General features: G+C 71.4%; 9 protein-coding genes. 5 read left to right on the forward strand and 4 right to left on the reverse strand.

The annotated features are described in order from the left end of the window. Positions 1–94: 94 nt before the first annotated feature. Together ACYVOO_RS15885 and ACYVOO_RS15890 are read right to left on the reverse strand one after the other, a co-directional pair. Positions 95–868 carry an SDR family NAD(P)-dependent oxidoreductase gene (locus ACYVOO_RS15885; protein ID WP_461016284.1) on the reverse strand — a complete coding sequence of 258 codons (774 nt, stop codon included), beginning with the start codon at positions 866–868 and terminating at the stop codon, positions 95–97. A gap of 107 nt (positions 869–975) precedes the next feature. Further along, a complete protein-coding gene (locus ACYVOO_RS15890; protein WP_461016285.1) occupies positions 976–1,632 on the reverse strand; it encodes an MOSC domain-containing protein in 657 nt (218 codons plus the stop codon). A 79-nt stretch (positions 1,633–1,711) separates the two neighbouring features. Here ACYVOO_RS15890 and ACYVOO_RS15895 point away from each other — a divergent pair, with 79 nt between their 5' ends. Continuing rightward, on the forward strand, positions 1,712–2,611 hold the full coding sequence (locus tag ACYVOO_RS15895) for a LysR family transcriptional regulator (protein WP_461016286.1): 900 nt from the start codon (positions 1,712–1,714) through the stop codon (positions 2,609–2,611). A 1,016-nt stretch (positions 2,612–3,627) separates the two neighbouring features. Here ACYVOO_RS15895 and ACYVOO_RS15900 read toward each other — a convergent pair. Further along, a complete protein-coding gene (locus tag ACYVOO_RS15900) occupies positions 3,628–3,933 on the reverse strand; it encodes a WhiB family transcriptional regulator (RefSeq protein WP_453348915.1) in 306 nt (101 codons plus the stop codon). 365 nt (positions 3,934–4,298) lie between these two features. Between ACYVOO_RS15900 and ACYVOO_RS15905 the strand changes: the two genes are divergently transcribed. The 4 genes from ACYVOO_RS15905 to ACYVOO_RS15920 all read left to right on the forward strand — a co-directional run bounded on the left by ACYVOO_RS15905 (position 4,299) and on the right by ACYVOO_RS15920 (position 8,646). Then, positions 4,299–4,910, forward strand: a complete 612-nt coding sequence (locus ACYVOO_RS15905; protein ID WP_003948568.1) for a response regulator transcription factor — start codon at positions 4,299–4,301, stop codon at positions 4,908–4,910. 265 nt (positions 4,911–5,175) lie between these two features. Beyond that, positions 5,176–5,760, forward strand: a complete 585-nt coding sequence (locus tag ACYVOO_RS15910; RefSeq protein WP_453348914.1) for a sigma-70 family RNA polymerase sigma factor — start codon at positions 5,176–5,178, stop codon at positions 5,758–5,760. 149 nt (positions 5,761–5,909) lie between these two features. After that, a complete protein-coding gene (gene guaB, locus ACYVOO_RS15915; RefSeq protein WP_461016287.1) occupies positions 5,910–7,412 on the forward strand; it encodes an IMP dehydrogenase in 1,503 nt (500 codons plus the stop codon). 124 nt (positions 7,413–7,536) lie between these two features. Beyond that, on the forward strand, positions 7,537–8,646 hold the full coding sequence (locus ACYVOO_RS15920; RefSeq protein ID WP_461016288.1) for a GuaB3 family IMP dehydrogenase-related protein: 1,110 nt from the start codon (positions 7,537–7,539) through the stop codon (positions 8,644–8,646). Positions 8,647–9,942: 1,296 nt separating this feature from the next. Here the strand turns inward: ACYVOO_RS15920 and ACYVOO_RS15925 are convergent. Then, a complete protein-coding gene (locus tag ACYVOO_RS15925; protein WP_461016289.1) occupies positions 9,943–11,205 on the reverse strand; it encodes a nucleotide sugar dehydrogenase in 1,263 nt (420 codons plus the stop codon). Positions 11,206–11,505: the final 300 nt, after the last annotated feature.

Genomic DNA, 11,505 nt, shown 5'->3' on the forward strand with positions numbered 1-11,505 from the left:
TCATCCGCGCTGAGGCCCGGCGCCCCGAGAGGGGTGCCGGGCCTCACGCGTGCGCGCGGCGGTTCGGGTGCGGCGCCGCTGCGTCACTCGTGCGTCACTGCGGCCCGTAGCGGCGCCCCGTCGTCGAGGAGACCCGCGAGAGCATCCCGCGCGGCACCAGCTTCGAGGCGCCCATGAGGGCCTTGTAGCGGGGATCGGGAATGGACAGCGGCTTGCCGCGCGCCAGGTCCTTCATCGCCGCGTCCACCAGCTTGTCCGCGTCGAGCCACATCCAGGACGGGATGTTGCCGGTGTCCATCCCGGCACGCTCGTGGAACTCGGTACGTACGAAGCCCGGGCACAGCGCCATCAGCCGCACGCCCGAGCCCGCCAGGTCCTTCGCCGCGCCCTGCGTGAACTGCACGACCCACGCCTTGCTCGCCCCGTACGTGCCCCGGGGCACGAAGGCGGCGACCGAGGCGACGTTGACGACGCCGCCCCTGCGCCGCTCGCGCATGCTCGCCGCAGCCGCCGACGTCAGCCGCAGCACCGCCTCGCAGTGCACCTTCAGCATCGTCAGCTCGTCCGCCATGGAGACGTCGAGATAGCGCCCCTTGTTGCCGAACCCCGCGTTGTTGATGAGCAGGTCGACCGGGTGCTCCGCGTCCCCGAGGCGCGCCTCGACGGACGCGATGCCCGCCTCCGTGGCGAGATCGGCGCTGAGGACCGACGCCTCGATGCCGTGCCGGTCGTGCAGCTCCGTCGCCTGCCGCCGGAGCCGCTCGGTGTCCCGGGCGACCAGCACCAGGTTGTGTCCGTCCCGTGCGAGCCGCCGCGCGAAGGCGGCCCCGATACCGGCTGTCGCTCCCGTGATCAACGCAGTCGTCATGGGGCGAACGCTATCCGTCCCGCGCGGCGAACGGTCACCGGCCATCCGCGATCCGGACACGACCGGTCGGGAACGGTCTTCGGCGGGCGGCCGGTGCGTCAGCCCCGTCAGCCGATGCGCTTGACGACGATCTCGCGCACCTCGGGGTCCAGCGCCTCCCCGGCCGCCAGGACGCGCGGCAGCAGCTCGGACTCCCTGGTCACGGCCCGGAAGAGGAAGCTGACGGTGACCTCGTGCTCCGGGCGGTGGACGACCTCCACGGCGTCGCCCGCGCGCACCTCACCGGGCTCGATCACCCGCAGATACGCACCCGGCGCCGCCTTCGCCGTGAACCGCTTCACCCACCCCCGCTCGCCGAGCCAGCCCGCGAACGTACGGCAGGGGATGCGCGCCGAATCGACCTCCAGCACCAGATCGGGCCCGACGCGCCAGCGCTCACCGATCAGAGCACCGCTCACGTCCAGGCCCGTGGTGGTGAAGTTCTCCCCGAAGGCGCCGTTGGCGAGATCGCGGCCCAGCTCACGGCCCCACGCGTCCAGATCCTCGCGCGCATAGGCGTACACCGCCTGATCGTCGCCCCCGTGGTGCCGCTTGTCCCCGATCGTGTCCCCGGCGAGCCCGCTCCCGCCGACCCCCTTGGGGCCCGGCGCGGCGACGGCCACCGCGCCCTCGGCCGGCCGCTTGTCGATTCCGGTCAGATTCCCCTCGGCGTCGGTGTACTCCGCGCGCAGCGGCTTGCCGACGTTCACTGAGAGCAGCTTCATGACGCCAGGCTAAGGCGGCAGCCCCCAAGCCCCGAACGGATTTTTCCCGCTCCACCCAAGGCCCGCTTATGCTCGAAGCATGATCGAGGCCCGCCATCTCCGCGTGCTCCGCGCGGTCGCCACCAGCGGCTCCTACTCCGCCGCGGCCCGCGAACTGGGCTGCACCCAGCCGGCCGTCAGCCAGCAGATGAAGGCACTGGAACAGTCGACGGGAACCCCGCTGCTGGTGCGTACGGGACGCGAGACGCGGCTCACCGAGGCGGGCGAGGCCCTGGTACGGCACGCAGCGGGCATCCTGGCCGGGCTGACGGCCGCCGAAGAGGAGGTCGCGGCCATCGCGGGCCTGCGCGCGGGGCGCGTGCGCCTGGTCTCCTTCCCCAGCGGCAGCTCGACGCTCGTGCCGACCGCCGTCGCCGCCATGCGCGCAGACCACCCCGGTACCCGGGTCTCGCTCGTGGAGGCCGAGCCGCCTCGGTCGGTCGAGATGCTGCGTGAAGGAGAGTGCGACATCGCGCTGGCCTTCCGCTATGAGGCGTCGCCCGAGTGGGACGACCTCGTCGTACGTCCGCTGCTCACCGACCGGCTCGTCGGGCTGGTGCCCGAGGGGCACCCCTTCGCGGACGCCGACGAGGTGGGGATCGGCACGCTCGCCGAGGAACCGTGGATCGCGGGCTGCCCGCGCTGCCGCCGCCACCTCGTGGAAGTGTGCGAGGCGGCGGGCTTCACGCCGCGCATCGACTTCGCGACGGACGACTATCCGGCCGTCGTCGGGCTCGTCGGGGCGGGGCTGGGGGTGGCGGTGCTGCCGGAACTCGCCGTGGAGTCGGTACGCCCCAAGGGCACGCGCGCGGTCCGGGTCACCCCGGAGGTCCGCCGCGAGGTGGTCGCCCTGACCCTCCCGGACCTGGCCCAGGTCCCGGCGGTCGCGGCCATGCTGGATCGTTTGGAGGGGGCGGCTCCCTTCGCGGGGGCGGATTGAAACGGTGGGTTGCCGCTTCACGGGGGTGTTGCGCGGGACGGCTGACGTCTCAGGTGGGCACCGCAGGGTCCCGCGCTGATTTTTGTGCCGCTGCACGCAGTGGGGGTGGCGGGGCGCCGTTTTCGGGTGCGGGTGGGTGGCTTCGGTGCGGCGTGTGGTTGCGGTGCGTCGCGGCTGGCGCCGCGTGGTTCTTGGCTTGTGCCGGTGGTTGTGGGGTTGGTGTGTGGTGGGGGTCGGTGCCGTGCCGGGGTGTCTCCTCGGGCGGCGACAAGTGCGGGTCGGCTTTTCGGCTGCCTGCACATACTCGTCGCCACCACTTGCGGGGACACCCCACCACGTCCCCTCCCACCCGGTGGCCACCAGCAGGTCGGTGCCCCCTCGTCGCCACCACTTGCGGGGACACCCCACCACGTCCCCTCCCGGTCGCGGCCAGCTTCCGGTCCGCTCCAACCGTTGTGGGCAGGCGTTCCGCATGGCGAGGGGGCACCGCCCAGCGGTAGCTGGGGGAGGGTGGGCACAACCCGTGCCACCGGCCCGCAGCCGCGAACGAGAGCCCAAGGGGCAACCGGGGGATGGCGCCCCACGGGCGAGGGCACGGGGTGGGCGTCGGCCGACCCGGAGCTGGATAGCGGGCCACCGGCGGGACGGGGACGGGGTGGGGTGTCCCCGCAGGTCGAGAAAGTCACCGGCGGAAAGCCGTAAACGAGACCTTCACGCCGAGGAGACACCCCACCCCGGCACCGGACACCCACCACCCACGCGCCCACAACCACGGCCGAAACCCAGAATCACGCGGCGCCAGCCGCGAACTACAGGTCCATATGCCGCGCCGTAGCCACACAGCCGCACCCGGAAACGGCGCCCCGCCACACGACCGCACCCCCGGACAGGGGCACAAAAATTGGCGCGGGACCCTACAGCGCGCACCACACCGGCCGACCGTCCCGCGCAACACCCCCGACGAACGGCGCACCCCCGTTTCCTTCCGCACCCCGCGAAGGGGAACCGTTTCTGCGCTAGTTGTCCGGGACGGCGACCAGGCGGGTGCGGGCGCGGCCCATGAGTTCTTCGCGTTCGTCCTCGGTGAGCCCGCCCCAGACCCCGTAGGGCTCGCGTACGGCCAGGGCGTGCGCCGCGCACTCCGAACGTACGGGGCAGCGCATGCACACCTCTTTCGCCGATGTCTCGCGCGCGCTGCGGGCCGCGCCGCGCTCCCCTTCCGGGTGGAAGAAGAGGGAGCTGTCGACTCCGCGGCAGGCGGCGAGCAACTGCCAGTCCCACAGGTCGGCGTTAGGGCCCGGAAGGCGGGAGAAGTCTGCCATTGCGTGTCCTCTCGGAAGCGTGCTGAGGCTCGCAGGTCACTGGTGCGAAAATATGACTCATTGCGAATCTAACGATAGATGCCTCGAAACGGAAGGAAGGATCACCAAATGGGGCAAAAAGGGATAGTTGCCAGTTGTTGCGGCGGGACCCTGCGATGCGGCTGATCTGTGTCTGCGCAATCACGTAGAGTGTCGAAGGCGACCGCTGAAAGCCGTAACTCTTTTGGGTGACCGTCGTTGAGAGGTCGGAAGCGGTTGGCGGAAGTCAGCTCGGGCACTGATGTCCGAGGCTGTCAATCGCACAGGTGACGATTCGTAACAGCCTGGAGGCTCAAGGTGATGCGCATCAGCTGCGGAGGGCGGTCATGACTTCCGTCCTCGTATGCGACGACTCCCCGCTTGCCCGAGAAGCGCTCCGCCGCGCGGTCGCGACCGTGCCCGGTGTGGAGCGTGTGACGACGGCGGCCAACGGCGAGGAAGTTCTCCGCCGCTGGGGCGCCGATCGTTCAGACCTGATCCTGATGGATGTGAGGATGCCCGGCCTGGGCGGGGTCGAGACCGTGCGGCGGCTGCTGTCGGCCGACCCCGGTGCCCGCATCATCATGCTCACCGTCGCCGAGGATCTCGACGGGGTCGCGCTGGCGGTCGCCGCGGGTGCCCGCGGCTATCTCCACAAGGACGCCTCGCGCGCCGAACTGCGGGCCACCGTCACCCAGGCGCTGGCCGATCCGACCTGGCGCCTCGCCCCACGGCGGCTGCGCTCGGCGGAGATGGGCGCGGCGCCCACGCTCACGGCCCGTGAGATCCAGGTCCTGGAGGGCATGAGTCACGGGCGTTCCAATGCCGAGATCGGCCGGGAGCTGTTCCTGTCCGAGGACACGGTGAAGACCCACGCGAGGCGGCTCTTCAAGAAGCTCGGCGCCTCGGACCGCGCTCATGCGGTGGCCCTCGGCTTCCGCTGGGGACTCGTTCGATAACTCACGTTCACACGGTGCCCGCCCGCCCCCGACCGGGCCTTCTCTCTCCGGGAGGGGGCCGTCAGGGGAGGGGCGGGGCGGCCGGGGCGGCACGGTTACTCCGCGCGTGCCGCATGCTTGGAGTATGGAGTTCCTCGGGGACCAGCCGGTCATGCGTGAGGGGAGGGCGCGGGACATGAGGGCCAGTGCGCCAGCTCATAACGCTTCGGTGCACAACTACGGACGCGGTGCGGCGGATCGTAAGTCGTCGGTGCACCATGGACCGATGCGGGACGACGGGCACGATGAGAACGCCGCCGTGAGCGCCCTCGTCCAGCGCGCGGCCGAGGGTGACGAACAGGCCACCCACGATCTGCTCGCCCGCGTACATCCACTGGCGCTGCGCTATTGCCGCACCCGCCTCACACGACTTCCCGGTGACGCTCGCCACTTCGTGGACGACCTCGCGCAAGAGGTCTGCATCGCCGTTCTCTGCGCGCTTCCGCGCTACCGCGACACGGGCAAGCCCTTCGAGGCGTTCGTCGTCGCCATCGCCCAGCACAAGGTCGCCGATCTCCAGCGCGCCGCCATGCGCGGCCCCGGCAGCACCGCCGTGCCCTCCGACGAGATGCCGGAGCAGCCCGACGACTCGCTGGGGCCCGAGGAGCGCGCGGTGCTCAGCAGCGACGCCGAGTGGGCCAAGAAGCTGCTGTCCAACCTGCCCGAGCACCAGCGGGAGCTGGTGCTGCTGCGCGTCGCCGTCGGCCTGACGGCCGAGGAGACGGGGCAGATGCTCGGAATGTCCCCGGGGGCCGTGCGTGTTGCCCAGCACAGGGCGCTCAGCAGGCTGCGGGCGCTGGCGGAGCAGTAACCCGTACCCCGGACGGAGCGCGCGGTGCCGCACGGGGCGTACGGACCGTACGGCCGACGGCGTCCGCACTGTGGCCGAAGACGCACGCGAGCAGTCCTTCCGTGCCGTTAGCATGGACGTCCCGCCGTGGCAAGCATTGGAAAGGTGTCATGACAGAAAACGTCGACGGAGTGCCCGCCAAATTCGCCATGCTCGGGCTGACGTACGACGACGTGCTGCTGCTGCCAGGCGAGTCGGACATGGCACCGCAGGACATCGACACCGCGTCGCACATCTCCCGCAACGTCAAGGTGAACGTCCCGCTGCTCTCCGCGGCGATGGACAAGGTCACCGAGGCGCGCATGGCCATCGCGATGGCCCGGCAGGGCGGCGTCGGCGTCCTGCACCGCAACCTCTCGATAGAGGACCAGGCCACGCAGGTCGACCGGGTCAAGCGCTCGGAGTCCGGCATGGTCGCCGACCCCATCACCATCCGCCCCGACGCCACGCTCCGTGAGGCCGACGAGCTGTGCGGCCGGTTCCGCATCAGCGGCGTGCCGGTCACGGACCCGGCCGGGAAGCTGCTCGGCATCGTCACCAACCGCGACATGGCCTTCGAGCTGGACCGCGGCCGTCAGGTGCGCGAGGTCATGACGCCGATGCCGCTGGTCACGGGCCGGGTCGGGATCTCGCGCGACGAGGCCATGGAGCTGCTGCGGCGGCACAAGATCGAGAAGCTGCCGCTGGTCGACGACGCGGGCGTGATCAAGGGCCTCATCACTGTCAAGGACTTCGTCAAGGCCGAGCAGTACCCGAACGCGGCCAAGGACGGCGAGGGCCGTCTCGTCGTCGGCGCGGCCGTCGGTGTCGCGGGTGACGCGTACGAGCGGGCGCAGGCGCTGGTCGAGGCCGGTGTCGACTTCATCGTCGTGGACACCGCGCACGGCCACTCCCGGCTCGTCGGCGATATGGTCGCCAAGATCAAGTCGAACACGTCCGTCGACGTCATCGGCGGCAACATCGCCACCCGTGACGGCGCCAAGGCGCTGATCGACTCCGGTGCCGACGGCGTCAAGGTGGGCGTGGGCCCCGGCTCCATCTGCACCACGCGCGTCGTCGCGGGCATCGGCGTCCCGCAGGTGACCGCGATCTACGAGGCGGCGGAGGCCGCCAAGGCGGCGGGCGTCCCCGTCATCGGCGACGGTGGCCTCCAGTACAGCGGCGACATCGCCAAGGCGATCGTCGCTGGCGCCGACACGGTCATGCTCGGCAGCCTTCTCGCGGGCTGCGAGGAGTCGCCGGGCGAGCTGCTGTTCATCAACGGCAAGCAGTTCAAGTCGTACCGCGGCATGGGCTCGCTGGGCGCGATGCAGACCCGCGGCGACGACAGGTCGTACTCCAAGGACCGCTACTTCCAGGAGCAGGTCAGCGGCGACGACAAGCTCATCCCCGAGGGCGTCGAGGGCCAGGTGCCCTACCGCGGCCCGCTCTCGGCCGTCGTCCACCAGCTCGTCGGCGGGCTGAAGCAGTCGATGTTCTACGTCGGCGGCCGGACCGTCCCGGAGATGAAGGAGCGCGGCCGTTTCGTACGGATCACCGCGGCGGGCCTCAAGGAGAGCCACCCGCACGACATCCAGATGACGACCGAGGCGCCGAACTACTCGCGCCGCTGAGGCGCCGCCGAAGCGGAGCCTCCATGAGCCCGCGGCCCCACCGAGGGGCCGCGGGCTCAGGCATGCGGGGTGGGTCGGCGATACTGGAACGGCACACCACAGTGAAGGGCGAAGGGCTAGACACGTGACTGAGATCGAGATCGGGCGCGGCAAGCGCGGACGGCGGGCGTACGCCTTCGACGACATCGCCGTGGTGCCCAGTCGGCGCACCCGCGACCCGAAGGAGGTCTCGATCGCCTGGCAGATCGACGCCTACCGCTTCGACCTGCCGTTCCTCGCGGCGCCCATGGACTCGGTCGTCTCGCCGCGCACGGCGATCCGCATCGGCCAGCTCGGCGGCCTCGGCGTACTGAACCTGGAAGGGCTCTGGACGCGCTACGAGGACCCGGAGCCGCTGCTCCAGGAGATCGCCGCGCTGGACGACGCCGCCGCGACGCGCCGGATGCAGGAGATCTACGCCGAGCCGATCAAGGAAGAGCTGATCGGCCAGCGGATCAAGGAGGTCCGGGACTCGGGCGTCGTGACCGCCGCCGCGCTCTCGCCGCAGCGCACCGCGCAGTTCTCCAAGGCCGTCGTGGACGCGGGCGTCGACCTGTTCGTCATCCGTGGCACCACGGTGTCCGCCGAGCACGTGTCGGGCGCGGCCGAGCCGCTGAACCTGAAGCAGTTCATCTACGAGCTGGACGTGCCCGTCATCGTCGGCGGCTGCGCCACCTACACCGCGGCGCTGCACCTGATGCGGACCGGTGCGGCCGGTGTGCTGGTGGGCTTCGGCGGCGGCGCCGCGCACACCACGCGGAACGTGCTCGGCATCCAGGTGCCCATGGCGACGGCCGTCGCCGACGTGGCCGCGGCGCGCCGCGACTACATGGACGAGTCCGGTGGCCGGTACGTGCACGTCATCGCCGACGGCGGTGTCGGCTGGTCCGGCGACCTGCCGAAGGCCATCGCCTGCGGCTCCGACGCGGTGATGATCGGCTCGCCGCTGGCCCGTGCGACGGATGCGCCCGGGCGCGGGCACCACTGGGGCATGGAGGCCGTGCACGAGGATGTGCCGCGCGGGAAGCGGATGGATCTCGGTGCGGTCGGCACGATCGAAGAGGTGCTGCTCGGGCCCTCGCACACGCCTGACGGGTCCATGAACTTCTTCGGGGCGCTGCGGCGCGCGATGGCGACGACGGGTTACAGCGACCTGAAGGAGTTCCAGCGCATCGAGGTCACCGTCGCCCGCTGACCCCTTCGCGGGGCGCGGCTCCCTTCGCGGGGTGCGCCATGAAACACAGGGTTGCCCCTTCACGCTGGTGTGCCCCTTCGCGGGGTGCGGGGTGATGGTCACACGGGGTGCGTGTTTCTTGTGGGGGTGCGCCTGGTGTGGGTGCCCCTTGGGGGGTTCGTTCGCGTGTGGCGGGCCGGTGGCACGGGTTGTGCCCACCCTCCCCCAGCTACCGCTGGGAGGTGCCTCCTCGCCAGCGGGACGATTGCCCACAACATTTTTGTGCCGCTGCACGGGGTGCTGTCGTGTGGCTTGGCGCCGTGTTCGGCTGCCTGGCCGGTGGCTTCGGCGCGGCCTATGGACCGGTACGACGCGGCCAGGGCCGCGTGGTTCTTGGCTTGTGCCGGTGGCCGTGTGGGGTTGCTGTGTGGTGGGGGTCGGCGCCGCGGTGGGGTGTCTCCTCGGCGTGAAGGTCTCGTGTTCGCCTTTCGGCCGGTGACTTTCTCGACCTGCGGGGACACCCCACCGCGTCCCCTCCCACTCGGTGGCCAGCCTCCGGCCGGTGACCGCTTCGGTTGTTCCCATGCTGTGTGTCGGTGCCGTGCCGGAGGGGCTCCGCCCCTGTCGGGGGAACTGACGACGACGGCTCCACCACCGGTGTCCGCCCGCCCCGGGCGCCGCGCCGGAGGGGCCCGGTCACCCTTGTTGTGGGCAAGCGTCCCGCTCGGCGAGGGGGCACCTCCCAGCGGTAGCTGGGGGAGGGTGGGCACAACCCACCCACCGGCCCGCAGCACGCGAACGAACCCCCAAGGGGCAATCGGGTAGGCGCCCCCTGCCAAGGGGGTGTTGCGCGGGACGGTTGGCCCGTGGAGTGGGGACCGTAGGTCCCGCGCTGGATGCGTGCCGCCGCACGTCATGGAGCCGACCCCGGCGGACCCGGAGGAGCAGTGGGCCACCGGCGGGACGGGGACGGGGTGGGGTGTCCCCGCAGGTCGAGAAAGTCACCGGCGGGGAGGCGACGACGAAAGCTTCACGCCGAGGAGACACCCCACCCCGGCACCGGGCACCCCGCACCCACGCGCCCATAACCCCAACAGGCACCCGGAATCACGCGGCGCCAGCCGCGAAGCACCGGTCCATACGCCGCGCCGTAGCCACGCAGCCGCACCCGGAGACGGCGCCAAGCCCAGCGCAGCGCACCGTGCTGCGGCGCAAAAATCAGCGCGGGACCCTACGGTGCCCACCTGAGAGGCCAGCCGTCCCGCGCAACACCCCCGTGAAGCGGCAACCCTGCGTTTCATTCTGACCCCGCAGGGGTCAAAGGCGGTGGGCCGCGCCCGTTGGGGTGGCGCCGCGGGTGTCGAGGAGGAGTTGGGCCTTCGCGGCGAGGCCCTGGAGGTCGTACGTCCTGTGGTGCTGCAACAGCACCGTGAGGTCGGCGGCGCCGGCCGCCTCGTAGAGGGAGTCGGCGCGGGGCACGGGCTGCCCCGACACGCGCCAGCGTGACACGTAAGGGTCGTGGTAGCTGAGCTGCGCGCCCAGTTCCCTCAGCCGGGTGCCCACCTCGCGCGCGGGCGCCCCCTCCTGGTCGGCGAGGTCGGGCTTGTAGGTGACGCCCAGGAGCAGGACGCGGGCGCCGCGCGCGGACTTGCCGTGCTCGTTCAGTAGGGCCGCGGCGCGCTGTGACACGTAGCGCGGCATCCGGGAGTTGATCTCCCGAGCGACCTCGGTCATGCGCAGCGGGTAGCCCGGCGAACGGCCCCGGCTGGAGAGGTGGTTGGGGTCGACGGGAACGCCGTGGCCCCCCACGCCGGGCCCTGGGCGGAAGGCGTGGAAGCCGAAGGGCTTGGTCTCGGCGCAGCGGATGACGTCCCACAGGTCCACGCCGATGTCGTGGCAGAAGACGGCCATCTCGTTGACGAGGGCGATGTTGACGTGGCGGTAGTTGGTCTCCAGGAGCTTGGCCGTCTCCGCCTCGCGCGGGCCGCGGGCGCGCACGACCTTGTCGGTCAGCCGCCCGTAGAAGGCCGCCGCGGCTTCCGTGCAGGCCGGGGTGAGGCCGCCGATGACCTTGGGGATGCCCGCGTAGCGGTGGCCGCGCCCGCCAGGGTCGACGCGGTCCGGCGAGTACGCGAGGTGGAAGTCGCGGCCCGCGCGCAGCCCCGAGCCCTCTTCGAGCAGGGGGCGGAGGATTTCCTCCGTGCTGCCCGGGTACACCGTCGATTCGAGGATCACCGTCGTACGTGGACGCAGTCGGGAGGCGAGGGTGTGGGCGGCGGCGCGCAGCGCTGTGAGGTCCAGCGCGCGGTCCGGGGCCAGTGGGGTGGGCGCGCAGATGAGGACCGTACGGGCGCGGCTCAGCACCGTCGGATCGGCGCTCGCCCGGAAGCCGTGGGAGAGCATGCGGCGGATCTCGGCCGCGGTGAGGGAGCCGTCGGCGGGCGGGCGGCCGGCGTTGAGTTCGGCGACGGTGTGCTCGTCCGGGTCGAAGCCGATTGTGCCGATGCCGGCGGCTGTGGCGGCCTGGCTCACCGGGAGACCCGATTGGCCCATTCCGATGACGGCGAGATCTGCGGGCATGGTGCGTGACGTCCTTCCCCTCGCTTCGCTGGGGTGCCCCAGCCTTGCTTCGCCGGGAGACCCCAGCGCTTCGCCGGGAAACCCCCAGCCTGACGGCGCCCCGAGCCCCGGGCCCCGGCTGCGTGGTGCCGGGGAGTGCCCCGGGTGGACGCGACGAGTTGTGCGCGGTGCCCTGTCAGGTTAAGGGCCAATATGACAGATATGCGGTATTACGCGCGTGGTGCTGTCCGCGCGCGGCCAAAGTCCTGCCGATGGGGGACCATCGGCAGGGAGCGCAGTGTCAGGTATCGGGCAGCACCA

The organism is Streptomyces daliensis (genome assembly GCF_054782395.1).